Below are 15,053 nucleotides of genomic sequence, written 5' to 3'. Positions count from 1 at the left end.
CGGCCGGAGATCCGCGGGGTTCGGTTTCGTTCGGGTGCAGTGATGTGGATCTGCGGATTCCCGGCGGCCCTCGGGAACCCCGTTGCCGATCCGGCGCGGCCCGAAGGGGCGCGGGGACCTGTGGCGATCGGCGGGCGCGCGGCGTGACGATTCTGGTCTGCCCCGATAGTTTCAAAGGCACCTACACCGCCGCCGAGGTCGCCGACGCCATCGCCGGGGGCGCCGAGGAAACGGGCGCGACCGCGGTACGCCTCCCGGTCGCCGACGGCGGTGAAGGCACCCTCGCAGCCCTCACCGGCCCGCTGGGACTCCACCCGGTGACGGTCGCGACCCGCAATCCGTGGGGCGCCTCCGGCGAGGCCACCTTCGGGCTGTCCGACGACGGCGTCGCGGTGATCGAGATCGCCGCGGCCAGCGGTATCACCACCGCGCACAACGGTCCGCGCGATCCGGTCACCGCGAACACCTACGGCACCGGCATGCTCATCGCGGCGGCGGTGCGGCGCGGGGCGTGGCGGATCGTGGTCGCCGCGGGCGGATCGGCCACCACCGACGGGGGTATGGGAGCGATCGCGGCCATCGAGGACGCCGGCGGTCTCGGCGGGGCTTCGATCACTGTGCTCACCGATGTCACCACCCGCTATATGGACGCGGCCCGGGTGTTCGGACCACAGAAGGGAGCCGATCCGGCCACCGTCGAGCTGCTGACCCGGCGGCTCGCCGAGACCGCGCGTACCCTGCCCCGTGATCCGTCCGGAGTCGACGCGACCGGGGCGGCCGGGGGGTTCTCCGGCGGCATGTGGGCACAGTACGGGGCCGAATTGCGCTCCGGCGCGGAGTACGTGCTCGACAGCGCGGGATTCGATGCTCTTACCGCACAGGCGAGCACCCTCGTCGTCGGCGAAGGGCGGCTCGACGGGCAGACCCGGGCCGGCAAGATCATCTCGGCGATTCTCGGGCGGGCCGGAACCACCCCGGTGTACGCGGTGGTGGGATCGGTCGGTGACGATCTGGGTGACTACAGGTCCAGTTTCGCCGAGGTCATCGTGGCCTCCGACACCGAGGCCATGCGAGCGGCGGGGCGGCGGATCGGCACCGCCGCGCCCTGACGGCGCGGACCGACTCGAACGGGCCGCGGACCCGAAGGGCGGGCACGGACCGCCGCGGCCACCGGATCCGCGTTCAGCCGCCGGTATCGACCTCGGGTGGGAAGCCGCCCGTGGCGATCGGCCCCCAGCGCTCGATATCGATGCGGATGAGCGATTTACCCTGGCGCGCCATCGCGGCCCGGTATTCCGCCCAGTCCGGGTGCTCACCGGCGATACCGCGGTAGTAGTCGACCAGACCATCCAGCGCCTCGGGCATATCGACTATCTCGGCCCGGCCGTCCACCTGCACATAGGCGTCGTCGAACTCGTCGGAGAGCACACAGATCGATACCTGCGGTTCGCGGCGGATATTGCGGGTCTTGGCCCGGCTCGGGTATGTGGAGACCGCGACGCGGCCCTGCGGATCCAGCCCACAGGTCACCGGTGACATCTGGGGGCGGCCGTCGGCGCGGGTGGTGACCAGCACGCCGTGATGGCGCGAGCCCAGGAAGGCGAGCAGGTCGGCCTTGTCGACGATGGTGGCGGTCGCGATACGCGGCATGGAGACCTTTCGGGGTCGGATCGGTACTCGGGTGGTGTCCCAAAGCATAGGTCGGGCCTATCGCGGGGATCGCCCGAAACGGGGCGGCCCGGCCGGAACCCGCGGATCACCGTCGCGCACGCTGATTCGCCCGGCCCGCGGCGGGTATCGCGGGTCGGCGGCCGGAAAACCGCAGCGCCACCGGCCCCAGCACCCGTCACAGGAGCACGATCGCCATGCACGCCACCGACCCGCAGCGCCCTTTCCCGGGACCACATCCCGCGCCGGACCCGCAGCCCACGCCCCCGCTGCCCACGCCCCCGCCGGAACCCCGGCCGCGGGAACCGCAACCGCCGGTCCCCGGCCCCGAGCCGGAGCCACAACCGCCCGTTCCGGGCCCACCGCCGCAGCCGCAACCGCCGGTGCCGGGTCCCGCGCCGGAACCGCCCGCCCCGGCGCCGATTCCAGGACCGGCACCGGATCGCCCGCCCATCCCGGACCCCGGGCACCCGATTCCTTCACCTCCGCCCCCGGCCGGATGAATCGGCGCGAAACCCCGGCCCGCCCGGTGATTCAACCGAGACCGACCGGGTAATCGGGGCAATGTCCCTGGTCGCAGGCTCGACAGGAAGGACATGACCATGGTCGCCGGACACAACGATCCCAATAAGAGTCACCCGGTGAGTGAGCATCGTTTCCCCGACGACGCACGGACGACCCGTTCGCACGCCGGAGAAACCATCGAAGACACCCGCAACTGGCCGGGCATCATCCTGGGCGCGGTCGGCATCGTCCTGGTGGCGCTGACCCTCACCGCCGCCGGTTACGGCTTCGCAGGCTGGGCCGTCATCGCCGGAATAGTCGGCGTGATCTGCCTGATCGCCGGCGGGCTGATCGTGGTCGCCGAACACCGGCGCATCAAGATGAAAGAAGGCGCGACCCTGCGTGAGCCACGTGGCCACTGACCGCCGCATGGACCACTCACATACCCCGCTGCTCGACGCGCTGGGTGAATACCAGCGGCTGGGCCGGTACGGCTTCACACCGCCCGGCCATCGCCTCAGCCGCGGTGTGGACGAGCGGGTGGCAGCGATCATCGGCGCGGACGCGTTCCGCGCCGATGTGCTGGCCGCGCCGGGAATCGATGACCGCCTATCGCGTGGCGGCTATCTGTCCCGGGCCGAGGATTTGATGGCCGACGCTGTCGGCGCGGACCAGACCTTCTTCGCCACCTGCGGCAGCTCGCTGTCGGTGAAGGCGGCCATGATGGCCGTGGCGGGTGGTAACGAGAACGGCCTGCTGGTGGCCCGCGACAGCCACAAATCGATCGTGGCCGGGCTCATCTTCTCGGGTGTGCTGCCGCGCTGGATCACCCCGCGCTGGGATTCCGAGCGCCATCTGTCCCATCCGCCGTCACCGGAGCAGGTCGCCCAGGCGTGGGAGAAGTACCCCGACGCGGCGGGTGCGCTGATCGTCAGCCCCAGCCCGTACGGGACCTGCGCCGATATCGCGGGAATCGCCCGGGTATGCCACGAACGCGGCAAACCGCTCATCGTGGACGAAGCCTGGGGCGCCCATCTGCCGTTCCATCCCGACCTGCCGACCTGGGCGATGGACGTGGGCGCCGATATCTGTGTGGTGAGCGTGCACAAGATGGGCGCGGGCTTCGAACAGAGCTCGGTCTTCCATGTCCAGGGCGACCTGGTGGACCCGGTCCGCTTGCGCCACTGCGTCGACCTGCTCATGACGACGAGCCCGAATGTGCTGATCTACGCGGCGCTGGACGGATGGCGCCGCCAGATGGTCGAGCGGGGCAACGACCTGTTCGATGCGGCGCTGCGCACCGCTCGCCGCACCCGGACCGAGCTGAACGCCATCCCGGGCCTGCACGTCATGGAGGACGAGCTGCTCGGTGCGGAGGCCTCCCACGATCTGGATCGACTTCAGGTACTGGTGGATGTCTCCGGGACCGGTGCCACGGGGTATGCCGCCGAGGAGTGGCTGCGCCGGGAACGGTTGATCGATGTGGGGATGAGCGACCACCGCCGGATCCTCGCGACCCTGTCCTACGCCGACGACGACGAAACGGCCGGCACGCTGATCGAGGCGATCGGCGATTGGCGGGCGCAACTGACCGAAGCGCATTCCCCGCATGAGCTCTACCTGCCCACACCGCACGAACTGCAGCTGGAGACCGCTATATTGCCCCGCGACGCGTTCTTCGGTAACACCGAGATGGTGCCTGTGACGGAGGCGGCGGGCCGGGTCGCGGCCGAGCAGCTCACGCCCTATCCCCCCGGTATTTCCGTGGTGGTGCCCGGCGAACGACTCGACCAGGGCGTGCTGGACTATCTGCGCACCGGTCACGAGATCGGGCTGAATATCCCGGATGCGACGGATCCCGAGATGAAAACAGTCCGCGTGGTGGCGTGAGCGCGCCGGCCTGCGACAACGCGGTGGTTGAAGCCGCCGGGCCCGGGTAGGCGCGGAACATGGAACTACTCGTCATCCTCGCGATCGCGATACTGGTCGCCGTGGTGGTCGGATTCCGCTGGTTGAAGGGGCAGGGTCGGAGTACCCGCGACGCTCCGGACCACGAAGGCAACCCACACCGCGACGACGAGTGAAACGCGGGGCGCCGCTTTCTCGCCACGATATGCCCGGCCCCGGGGCCCGGGGCCGGGCATATCGTGGCTGAGGGCGTGACGTTCCGGTGGCGAGACGCGGCTCCTGAACCCGTAGAGGTCTCGGATCCCGTCGGCGCCGTCGCGGACGGGAACTTCTGGGCGAGGGTGGCGGCGGCATCCGAGCGCCTGACCCTGGTCTGCGAGCGCTGGGCGTACGGCGCTCACGGGTGCAGATGGTTCCGCGTGACCCCGGAGAGCACAGCCGAAGTGGCCCGACTACTGTGGCCACGCTCGCTGATCTGGGTGGCCGCCGAGCCGGAGCTGAACCCCGGCGCGGAGATCCTCGAAGACGACTTCACCGCTTTCGTGGCCCCGCTGCCGCACGGTGAACTGACCCACCGGAACTACCCTGGCGGAGCCGACACACTGTCCGAGGTCACCGATGATGGTTTCTCCCTCATGCTGGCCGATGCGGCGCTGGGCGACTGGTGCGCCGTCGTACCGGACGCGGACGGGGTGGCCAGGGGACAGTGGGGGAGTCCGGGTACGGCGGCTGTCCCGAGAACCTGAATCAAGGTCGTTGATCCACCGGCCATTACAGAGGCGCACGAAGTAGTCGCCGATGTAGCACACGAACTCTGGTTAGAGTGGCCGGAATGAGTGATGGCCACGGCCCGCGAACGATACTGGCGAGTGCGGGACACTGCATCGAAGACTGGTCACCTGTCACCACCGGCGAGTCGGGCGCCACAGTCTTTCGCGACGCGGACGCCACCCGATACGCCAAATGCGTCCCGGCCGCGGAGGCCGCTGTACTGAAGGCAGAGCACGACCGGGTGGAGTGGCTGGCCGACCAGGGCGTGCCGGGCCCACAGGTGCTCGACTGGCACTCCGGCGAGGCGGGAGCACTGCTGGTGACCAGTGCCGTTCCCGGCGTTTCCGCGGATCGACTATCGGCCGGGGACCTCCGCGCGGCCTGGGAACACATCGCCGACGCGGTGCGCGGGCTGCACGAACTACCGGCGCAACGGTGCCCGTTCGACCGAGGCCTGGACACGATGGTCGCCGTGGCGCGTGATGTCGTCGGCCGCAATGCCGTGAACCCGGAGTTCCTGCCTGTCGAGCAGCAGCACACGCCGCCCGACGAACTGCTGGCACGCCTCGAGCCCGAGATCGCGCGGATGCTGGCCCGGGAGGCCACGGACACGGTCGTCTGTCACGGAGACCTGTGCCTGCCCAATATCGTCGTGGACCGGAAAACACTGAAGGTATCCGGATTGATCGACCTGGGCCGTCTGGGGTCGGCCGATCGCTATGCCGACCTGGCGCTTCTGCTCGCCAACGCGCGGGAGACCTGGGTGGACGAGGAGCAGGCACTGGCCGCGGACACACTGTTCGCGGACAGGTACGGCCTCGCCCTGGACCGCGAGCGCTTGGACTTCTACCTTCACCTCGACCCCCTCACCTGGGGATGACAAAGCGCCGGACCGGACCGCGAGAGTAGCGATTCCACCGGTCCCGGAGCACGAGTGTTCAGGCCATATCCCACAGCAGGCGGTAGTAATCGATGCGCTCGGGGTCCGGCGCGATCCCGTACGCCTCGTACAGGATGCCGTCGTATCCCGGGCCGTAATTCCACTCCGTGCTCCATGCCGCGACCGCGAGGTCGGCCCACCGGTCGCCCACCCCCAGCGAGCCGAGATCCACATGCGCGGCGAACCCGCCGTCGTCGTGCACCAGCGTGTTGGGAACGCACGCATCACCGTGACAGACCACGAGCCGGTCGATCCCGGGCGGGTCGCCGATCCGCGCCCGGGCTTGCGCTACGTTCAGATGCCGATACTCCGGCGACCAGTCGGCCGGTCCCTGCCCTTCGGCGATACGCTCATCGGCGCGTACGAGTCGCGTTCGGACACTCCACTCGAACGGGCATCGGTCGACGGGTAGGCGGTCGTGCAGCCGGCGCAGCCCTGCTCCGATCGCGGCCGCCGCTGTCGTCGGTTGCGCGATCCACCGAGGCTCCACCGCGGAGCGTCCGGGGAGTTCCGCTGTCACCAACCACGCGCCCTCGGCGTCGGACCCGTGCTCGAGAACCCGGGGCACGGGCACCCACCGCTGCGCCCAGCCCAGGCGCTCCGCCTCGCCGCGCAGATCGATCTCCGGTGTGCCCGCAGCCACCCATTTGGCATACCTGACCATCTCGCCCTCGAGACGAAACGTCAAGCCCCCGAGCTCATTACGCCACACCGGAGTTATCGTGTCGGCACCGGCGAGCGCCTCGATCACCTCGGGCACATCCACGGGACCGATCGGAATCTCGGCGATAACAGGACGGCTCACCGGGTGATCGTCCCTTCCTGTCCACGCAGTGACAAATGAGCCAGAGCGCATCGGTCCCCCGGCGGTGGTGAGCTCGTCCCGCTCCGGGTGTAGCGGCTCACCGTTGTTCAGGAGGGTGGTGAGTTGCCGCGTCGAGGGGAAACAGAACGCGACTGATCGGTCGGGACCGGTCCGGGCGCGCGTCGCGGCGAGGGCAGTGCCATCGCGAGTTCCCCTCGTCGGGCCGCCCGCCACCACCGCTGTCCGGAGTCCATGGCACGCCGGACCTTGCGCGCAGCGGGTACCTGTGTGAGCAGGTGGAGCTGGTATCGCCACGGCACCTGCGGCCCGTGCCGAGCCGCCATCGCGTAGGCGAACTGTACGGCGCCACGGTCGAGATACCGGTCGGCGTGTTCGAACCACGTCATGCTGGCCCGGGCGGCGGCCTGGATCGGGCGCAGCGCGGCGCGCCGCTGCGCATCGTAGTTCTCCAGCGCGTCTGTGACCTCGGCATACTCGTACAGGTTCTGTGCGAGCGCGACAGCGTCGACGATGGCCAACCGGGTACCGGAACCGATGGTGAAGTGCGTCGTATGCGCTGCGTCGCCGAGCAACACGACGTTGTCGTGATACCAGGTCTTGTTGGTCACCTCGGGGAAGCGGCCCCATTTCGCGAACTCGCCTCGTGCCTTGCTGATCAACGGATGACCGTCGAGTGTGCCCGCGAAGACGTTCTCCAGAACACGCAGATTCTCCGGATCGTCCAGGGAATCGAATCCCAGTCCATGCCAAGTGTGCGGCTGGCACTCGACGATGCAGGTGCTGATCCTCCCGGCAACCGACGGGTAGGCATGGAACCAGATCCAACCGGCCGCGGTGCGTTCGAAGGCGAAGGTGAATCGGGTGAAGACCTGGTCCGTACCGAGCCAGATATATCGATTCGCGCCGAGTGTGATGGACGTGCCGAAACAATGATCACCCAGCTGCCGTACCCGGCTGTTCGCGCCGTCGGAGGCGACGATGAGATCGGTGTCGTCGAATCCGGACAGATCGTGGACCTCTCGCCCGTGCCGGACATCGACGCCCAGATCGCTCGCCCGCCGGGAAAGTACGTCGAGCAATGCCGCGCGCCCCATGCTGAACCCGTAACCCCCGAAATGCGCAGTCCGGTCGTTGCCCACATGGATTGCCTGCTCACGCCACAGGACCGACCCGGCGCGCACCGCCCGGGCGCTCTCGGGGTCGTTCCGGTACAGGATGTCGAGCAGGTCGTCCCAGTACACGACGCCCCAGCCATAGGTGGCCCCGGGGGGATCGCGGTCGATCACCGTGATGTCATGGGCCGGGTCGCGCCGCTTCATCGAAATAGCGAAGTACAGCCCGGCCGGCCCGCCACCGACGCACACGATCTTCATCTCGTCACCAGCTCCAGCCCGGCTGGTCGAACCTCACTTCACACGATCGGTACTCGATGCCACCGAGCCCGGACGATGCGCACGTCCGGGCACGGTCACCAGCGTTAGAAACTGCCCCAGCCACCCCAGCCGGGCCACCAATTGCCCCAGCCGGGACTCCAGCCCCAGCCATTTCCCCAACCCCAACCATTTCCCCAACCCCAGCCATTGCCCCAACCCCAGCCGCCGCCGCGACCCCAGCCGCCGCCATTACCCCAACCCCAACCATCGCCACGACCCCAACCGCCGCCATTACCCCAGCCAGGGCTGTCGACGAGTTGGCTTGCAGACGTGGACGTGGTTGCCTGCGCGGTAGGCGCTTGCTGTGCGGCTGCGACGACCGGAATCGCGGCAACTGCGGCTATACCGGCGGCGGCCGCCAACCGGGAGAACTTCGTGTGTGAATTCTTTCTCGTCATGATGGGCTCCAGAGACTGTCCCGACCCGCTTGAATTCTACGCGCCGACCTCTGAAATTTTTCGCGTTCATTCGAATACAATTCGCCGGTTTTCCCAAAATTTTTCGATCCGACAATGCCCGTCTACTCCTGGGGGTTCCGGCGATCGGCCGCGGCGGCCTCTCCAGGTGACAGGGGCGGTGGCGGAGCCGAGGCCGCTCGCGAAGGGGTCCGACATCCGATGATCGGCGTGCGCGGCAGATAGTCGGTCGCGACGGGCGGCCGGCAACCCGCGCCGCGGTAGACGAGCGCGGTCGGGTCGCTCGTGGACAGGCCTGTTCCTCGGCCATTCGGATCGGCGCCGCCGCCGGGCTGCTCGGCCGATACCTCGGCTTTCCTCGTTGGCCCCGCATCGAGTGTCATCAGCACAGCCCTTTCCCACTGACCATCCGGTCAGCGGATCAGGCCGGAAACACACTCGCGCTCTACAGTCCCCGGGTGTGGTCGGGCGAAGGCCGGACCGCCCCGAGCGGTAACCGACCGACACCGGAATCGGGGCCACCGTTGGTCGGACACTCCCCCGATTCGTCGATTTGTTCGTGTATGGCGTCGAACGCTACCCGGAGAACTCGGACAAGAATATCCGCACGCGGTGCGTTGTCGTGACAATACCGACAAGACCGATAACAATGCTGCCCATGACCGTGGCGGTCGGCAGGGAATTGGGTGATCGGCGTGCGGACCGGGGCGGTAATGCGGTGCCCCGAAGATGTTTTCGGCCCGATATCGAAGGACTGAGAGCAGTTGCCGTGGTGGCCGTCGTGCTTTTTCACGCGGGCATGCCCGGAGTGGGTGGCGGATTCGTCGGCGTGGACGTCTTTTTCGTCATTTCCGGTTTTCTCGTCACCGGAATCCTTTATCGCGAAACGGCGGCCACCGGCACTATCGGACTGGCCCGGTTCTACGGCGCGCGGGCCCGGCGGCTGCTTCCCGCAGCAGGTCTTGTCCTCGTCACCACCGCGATTGCCGCCGCCGTGCTGCTGCCGCCTCTGCAAGCCCGCCGGGTACTGGGCGACGGGATCGCCGGCGCGCTGTACGTCGGGAACTATCGGTTCGCACTGCGCGACACCGACTATCTTGCCGGCGATGTGCTCCCGTCTCCGTTTCAACACTTCTGGTCGCTGGGTGTGGAAGAGCAGTTCTATCTGCTGTGGCCTGTGCTGATCGCCGCGACTGCTTGGTTCGCGCGACGGCACCGAACCGGGTCGGCGGCACCGCGGCCGTATCTGATCGTTCTCCTGACCGTCGCCGTGTTCTCCTTCGCAACCTCACTGAGCTGGACAGGCACGCTCCCCTCGTGGGCGTTCTTCTCGCTGCCCACCCGGGCCTGGGAGTTGGCCGCCGGGGGCGTTATCGCGCTGTCGGCGGCGATGTGGTCCCGGCTGCCGGGAATTCCGGCCGCCCTCGCCGGCTGGGCCGGGTTGTTGCTGATCACCGCCGCTTGCACCTGGTACGACGAGCACACCCGATATCCCGGAACCGCCGCGCTGCTGCCCGTCGCAGGGACCGTACTGGTGATCATTTCCGGCTGTGCCACTCCACGGTTCGGTGTCGGGCGTGGGCTGGCACTCGGCCCGATACGGGCGATCGGCCGCGGGTCCTACTCGTGGTATCTGTGGCACTGGCCGGTGTTACTGCTTGCGCCCTGGGTGGTCGGCCATCCGCTCGGACTCGGTGGTTCGCTGGGCGCGGTCACGATAGCGGGTGGACTCGCCGTGCTCACGCTGTGGCTGGTCGAGAATCCGGCCCGCTTCGCCGTTCCCTTACGCGGTTCGGCCGCGCGCAGCCTCGCCTGTGGCGGTGCGATCACGGCGGTCGCCGGCGGCGTGGCACTCGCCCTGCTCGTACTCGTACCGGTCCCGGCCGGCCGCGGTACGGCGGCCCCCACCCTTGCCCTCACAGCACCCGCCGCACCGGTCACACCGGCCACGGACCCCGGCGAGGCAGCGGTCCGGCAGCAGGTCGCACAAGCGCAGGCCGCTATCGACGCCTCTGCCGCGACAGGCCCTGTCCCAGCGAATCTCACCCCCTCGCTCGCCGGCGCGGCCGGGAGCAAGGCAGATGTGTTCGTGAACGGCTGTGTACGGTCCTGGCGAGATGTGGGCCAGGCCGAGTGCGCCTCCGGCGATCCGGACTCGGCCACCACAGTGGCCCTGGTCGGCGATTCCCATGCCGCGATGTGGCAGCCGGCGTTCGAGCAGATCACCGCGGCGCGACACTGGCGGCTGGAGACCATGGCCAAGGTCACCTGCCCCCTGATGGACCTGCCCATCACCAGTCCTTACCTGGGCCGGGAGTACACCGAATGCGAGCAGTGGCGCGACGAGATCGTGGCCCGGCTGCAGGCCGAGCGACCGCGGTTGATCGTGGTGAGCATGTCCCGGCGATATGGTGCCGACTTCGGCTTCGTCTCCTACGACCCGGCGTGGATCGACAGCCTGCACCGTCTGGTCGCCCGGCTGCGGGCAACCGGTGCGGCCGTGCTCGTGCTGGGGTCGATCCCCGACCCGCATACCGATGTCCCGATATGTCTGTCCGCACATATCGACGATTCCGCGGCTTGTGCCCCGGCACGAGCGGATGCGCTCGACGATGCCGGTATCGCGGCCGAGCGGGCGGCAACCATCGGCGGTGGCGGCCAGTACGCCGATCTGACCTCGCTGTTCTGCACCCCCTCGGACTGCCCCCTTGTCATCGGGGACAACCTGGTCTTCCGCGACGACAATCACCTCACCGTCGATTACGCCGAAACGCTCGCACCGGTCATCGGCACACTCACCGACCACGCCCTTTCCCGCCACTGATCCGGGCGTGGCACCGATCCGGTCGTTCGTCGTCTGTCGTCGCCGCCGGACGAACCGTCTCCCGCGGTAGTCGCCCGCCGCGTCGGCGGTTCGACGGTCGCACGTCCTGCGGGAAAACCCGTCCGGGCGCGGCGAGGTCGCGATAGCCTCGCTGGAGGCCGGAACGGGAGGTCGGATCCTGGATACGTGGTGGAGCTTCGTCGTGGAACGGCGCCATCAGCTCTTCGTCGACTCCTGTCTGCACGTCTCGGCGGTCGTGCAGTCCCTGCTCATCGCGACGGTGGTGGCGGTGGCCGTGGGTGTCGCGGTGTACCGCAGTCCGATCGGCTCGGCGGCCGCGACCGCCGCGGCCGGAACCATTCTGACGGTGCCGTCCTTCGCCCTGCTCGGTTTGCTCATTCCCCTCATGGGCCTGGGTGTCGCGCCGACGGTGACCGCGCTGGTGCTCTACGCGCTGCTGCCGATCCTGCGCAACACTCTCGTCGGTCTCTGCGCGGTGGATATCGCGGTGGTGGACGCCGCACGCGGGGTGGGGATGAACCGGTTGCGGGTGCTCGCCGCGATCGAACTGCCGCTGGCCTGGCCGTCGATCCTGACCGGGATGCGGGTGAGCACCCAGTTGATCATGGGCATTCTGGCGCTGGCCGCGTACGCGAAGGGCCCGGGGCTGGGGAACCTGATCTTCTCCGGGCTGGCCCGCCTCGGCAGCCCCAACGCGGTACCGCAGGCGCTCACGGGCACCGTGCTGATCGTCGCACTCGCCCTGGTTCTCGACGGGATCTTCGTCCTCGTCGGACGTTTCACCATTTCGAGGGGGATTCGTGACTGATTCGGCGAACCGTTCCGCCGCGGCGGCGGTGTCCGGGGTCGAGATCGTGCTCGACTCGGTCACCAAACAGTATCCGGGACAGCGAGATCCGGCCGTCGACGCGGTATCGATGACGATACCGGCGGGTGAGATCGTGGTACTGGTCGGACCGTCGGGCTGCGGGAAGACCACCACCATGCGGATGATCAACCGGCTGATCGAACCCACCTCCGGCACGGTGACCATCGACGGCCGCGACGCCGCCGGGATCGACCCCGACCTGTTGCGCCGCGGGATCGGGTACTCCATCCAGCAGGCCGGGCTGTTCCCGCATATGACCGTCGCGCGCAACATCGCGACCGTGCCCGGGTTGATCGGCTGGGATCGCAAGCGCATCGCCGCCCGCACCGATGAGATGCTGGAACTGGTCGGGCTGGATCCCGGGACCTACCGGCGCCGGTATCCGCGCCAACTGTCCGGCGGGCAGCAGCAGCGGGTGGGAGTCGCGCGGGCACTGGCCGCCGACCCGCCGATCCTGCTGATGGACGAACCCTTCGGCGCCGTGGACCCGATCACCCGCGGCCTGCTCCAGGACGAACTGCTCCGGTTACAGGCCGAACTGGGCAAGACGATCGTCTTCGTCACCCACGATTTCAACGAGGCGGTGAAACTCGGTGACCGGATCGCGGTCCTGGGCGACCGCTCCCGGATCCTGCAGTACGACCGGCCGGCCGCGATCCTGGCCGACCCGGCGGACGAGACCGTCGCCGGATTCGCCGGCTCCGACGCCGCGCTCAAACAACTGACGCTCACCCGGATCCGGGAGGTTCCGCTCGGGGCATGCGCCACGGTCACCGAGGACGCTCCGGTGGAGGTGGCTCGGACGGCGATCGGGGACGGGGCCCGCGCCCTGGTGCTCGACACCGCGGGGCGGCCGCTGCGCTGGATCACCGCCGCCGACCTCGCCCATGCCGACTCGGTCGGCCGGGCCGGGACCGCGGCCGCGACCCTGTCCGCCGAATCGACTCTCCAGGAAGGATTGGCGGCGCTGCTCGGCGACCGGAACGCGACCGCGGTGGTCACCGGAGCGGACGGAAAGTACGCGGGACTGGTCACGATCGACACGCTGGTCGGCCACCTGGCCGGGCTGCGGACCGAGCCCGGCGCGGCGACGGATGTGCCGGCATGACCACCCCGGTGGCACCCACGACATCGGGGCGGCGCTCGGCGCAGTGGCGCGCAGAGCGGCTCCGGTTGCTGGTCCAGCCGGTGCTCGTCGTGCTGCTGACCGCGGGAGTCCTGGTATGGGCGTTCCGGCGCGACCTGACCGTCACCCAGCAGGCGAGCCTCGATGCCGGCAATATCGTCACCGTCACCTGGCAGCACATCCTGATCACCGCCACGGTGGTGGTGCTCGTCGTCGTGGTCGCGGTCCCGCTGGGAACCCTGCTCACCAGGCCCGGTTATCGCCGGCTGGCACCGTTCGCCGTCGGTGTCGCCAATATCGGCGCCTCGGCACCGGCGATCGGGCTGATCGTGCTGTTCTACCTCGTCACCCGTACCACCGGTTTCTGGATCGGGGTGGCGCCGATCGCGTTCTATTCGCTGCTGCCGGTCCTGCGCAATACCATTCTGGGCTATCAGGAAGTCGATCCGACGCTGGTGGACGCCGGGCGCGGACAGGGTATGTCGGCGGGGACTGTCCTGCGCCGAATCGAGTTCCCGCTCGCCGTTCCCTACATCCTCGCCGGGCTGCGCACCTCGCTGGTGCTGGCCGTCGGCACCGCCACGCTGTCGTTCCTGGTCAGCGCGGGCGGGTTGGGGATTCTGATCGATACCGGCTACAAACTGCGCGATAACGTCACGCTGGTGGTCGGCGCGGTGCTCGCGGTGGCCTTGGCGCTGCTGGTGGACTGGCTGGGCGCGGTGGCGGAACGGTTCCTCGGCCCGCGAGGGCTGCGATGAGAACCCTCCGAGCGTCACGGCTGCTGCTCTCGGCCGCGGTACTGCTGCTGGCCGGCTGCGGTCTCCAGGCCGGGAGCGCCGTCCCGCTACCGGTCGGGCCCGGCAGTATCCGCCCGATCCCGGAGCTGACGGGGGTTACCGTCACGGTCGGCTCCAAGGATTTCACCGAGCAGAACATTCTCGGCTACATCATCGAATACGCGCTGGTCGCGGCCGGCGCCGAAGTTCGCGACCTCACCGACATCCAGGGCTCCAACAGTCTGCGCGACGCCCAGGTCAACGGACAGATCGATATCGCCTACGACTACACCGGCACCGGCTGGGTCAACTATCTCGGCAACGAGAAACCGATCCCGGACGAACAAGGCCAGTTCGCGGCGGTACGCGACGCGGACATGGCCACGCACGACATGGTGTGGACGGCGATGGCGCCCATGAACAACACCTACGCACTGGCGACCGCGCGGCGCACCGCCGAACGCACCGGCACCTGGACCCTGTCGGACTACGCGCGCCTGGTCGCCACCGACCCCGCCGCGGCGAGTATCTGCGTGGGTACCGAGTTCAATGTGCGTCAGGACGGATTCCCCGGCCTGACCCGCGCCTACGGCATCGACGGCGGGCAGGTGCCCAAGCGCATCGTCCAGGACGCCGTGGTCTATCAGGCGACCGCGGACGCCACACAGTGCGGATTCGGCTCGGTCGCGGCCACCGACGGCCGTATCCCCGGACTCGACCTGGTGCTGCTGCGCGACGACCGCTCCTTCTTCCCGAAGTACAATGCCGCACTGGTGATGCGTGCGGATTTCGCCCGGGCGCATCCGCGGATCGCCGAGGTCATGGCACCCATATCCCGGTTGCTGACCAACGAGTCGATCACGGAACTGAACCGGCAGGTCGATGTCGAGGGCCGTGAGCCCGCGGAGGTGGCGCGCGACTGGATGATCGCGCAGGGGTTCGTCACCGAGGAGTGAACGATAAGGCGAGGAG

General features: G+C 68.7%; 14 protein-coding genes. 11 read left to right on the top strand and 3 right to left on the bottom strand.

Annotation, left to right across the window (positions count from 1 at the left end):
* Nucleotides 1-143: 143 nt before the first annotated feature.
* The gene (locus tag NS4_RS09300; protein ID WP_063059113.1) at nt 144-1,109 is read left to right on the top strand and encodes a glycerate kinase; all 966 of its coding nucleotides are present in this window, start codon (nt 144-146) and stop codon (nt 1,107-1,109) included.
* A 73-nt stretch (nt 1,110-1,182) separates the two neighbouring features.
* Here the strand turns inward: NS4_RS09300 and NS4_RS09295 are convergent, their stop codons facing one another.
* The gene (locus tag NS4_RS09295) at nt 1,183-1,650 is read right to left on the bottom strand and encodes a PPOX class F420-dependent oxidoreductase (protein ID WP_063059112.1); all 468 of its coding nucleotides are present in this window, start codon (nt 1,648-1,650) and stop codon (nt 1,183-1,185) included.
* A 659-nt stretch (nt 1,651-2,309) separates the two neighbouring features.
* On the opposite strand from NS4_RS09295, the gene NS4_RS09290 reads away from it, so the two are divergent.
* The 5 genes from NS4_RS09290 (at nt 2,310) to NS4_RS09275 (ending at nt 5,731) form a co-directional block, all read left to right on the top strand.
* Entirely contained in the window at nt 2,310-2,594 is a 285-nt protein-coding gene (locus tag NS4_RS09290) for a hypothetical protein (RefSeq protein ID WP_245665206.1), read from the top strand.
* 7 nt (nt 2,595-2,601) lie between these two features.
* Complete coding sequence (locus NS4_RS09285; RefSeq protein WP_063059110.1) at nt 2,602-4,062, top strand: aminotransferase class I/II-fold pyridoxal phosphate-dependent enzyme; 1,461 nt, start codon at nt 2,602-2,604, stop codon at nt 4,060-4,062.
* A gap of 59 nt (nt 4,063-4,121) precedes the next feature.
* Nucleotides 4,122-4,256: a hypothetical protein gene (locus NS4_RS33625; RefSeq protein WP_281218839.1), complete on the top strand. Its 135-nt coding sequence runs from the start codon at nt 4,122-4,124 to the stop codon at nt 4,254-4,256.
* A gap of 243 nt (nt 4,257-4,499) precedes the next feature.
* A complete protein-coding gene (locus NS4_RS09280) occupies nt 4,500-4,826 on the top strand; it encodes a hypothetical protein (protein ID WP_157105962.1) in 327 nt (108 codons plus the stop codon).
* Between the two features lie 86 nt (nt 4,827-4,912).
* Entirely contained in the window at nt 4,913-5,731 is an 819-nt protein-coding gene (locus NS4_RS09275; protein ID WP_063059108.1) for an APH(3'') family aminoglycoside O-phosphotransferase, read from the top strand.
* Nucleotides 5,732-5,789: 58 nt separating this feature from the next.
* Here NS4_RS09275 and NS4_RS09270 read toward each other — a convergent pair whose 3' ends face one another.
* Together NS4_RS09270 and NS4_RS09265 are read right to left on the bottom strand one after the other, a co-directional pair.
* Nucleotides 5,790-6,596 (bottom strand): aminoglycoside 3'-phosphotransferase, encoded by an 807-nt coding sequence (locus NS4_RS09270; RefSeq protein ID WP_063059107.1) that lies wholly within the window; start codon nt 6,594-6,596, stop codon nt 5,790-5,792.
* 107 nt (nt 6,597-6,703) lie between these two features.
* Nucleotides 6,704-7,990, bottom strand: a complete 1,287-nt coding sequence (locus tag NS4_RS09265) for an FAD-dependent monooxygenase (protein WP_063059106.1) — start codon at nt 7,988-7,990, stop codon at nt 6,704-6,706.
* Nucleotides 7,991-9,124: 1,134 nt separating this feature from the next.
* Between NS4_RS09265 and NS4_RS09260 the strand changes: the two genes are divergently transcribed.
* From NS4_RS09260 to NS4_RS09240, 5 genes are all read left to right on the top strand, one after another.
* Nucleotides 9,125-11,290, top strand: a complete 2,166-nt coding sequence (locus tag NS4_RS09260; RefSeq protein ID WP_063059173.1) for an acyltransferase family protein — start codon at nt 9,125-9,127, stop codon at nt 11,288-11,290.
* Between the two features lie 178 nt (nt 11,291-11,468).
* Complete coding sequence (locus NS4_RS09255; protein WP_063059105.1) at nt 11,469-12,119, top strand: ABC transporter permease; 651 nt, start codon at nt 11,469-11,471, stop codon at nt 12,117-12,119.
* The gene (locus NS4_RS09250; protein ID WP_063059104.1) at nt 12,112-13,287 is read left to right on the top strand and encodes an ABC transporter ATP-binding protein; all 1,176 of its coding nucleotides are present in this window, start codon (nt 12,112-12,114) and stop codon (nt 13,285-13,287) included. Before NS4_RS09255 ends, NS4_RS09250 begins: the two co-directional genes overlap by 8 nt.
* Complete coding sequence (locus NS4_RS09245; RefSeq protein WP_063059103.1) at nt 13,284-14,063, top strand: ABC transporter permease; 780 nt, start codon at nt 13,284-13,286, stop codon at nt 14,061-14,063. The genes NS4_RS09250 and NS4_RS09245 overlap by 4 nt, the downstream gene beginning before the upstream one ends.
* Entirely contained in the window at nt 14,060-15,037 is a 978-nt protein-coding gene (locus NS4_RS09240; protein WP_063059102.1) for a glycine betaine ABC transporter substrate-binding protein, read from the top strand. Before NS4_RS09245 ends, NS4_RS09240 begins: the two co-directional genes overlap by 4 nt.
* Nucleotides 15,038-15,053 lie beyond the last annotated feature (16 nt).

Origin of the sequence: Nocardia sienata NBRC 100364 (assembly GCF_001613205.1) — a bacterium.
Taxonomy (GTDB): Bacteria; Actinomycetota; Actinomycetes; order Mycobacteriales; family Mycobacteriaceae; genus Nocardia; species Nocardia sienata.
Note: the sequence above shows the minus strand (reverse complement) of the source record. Positions and strands in the feature narration are given on the sequence as shown.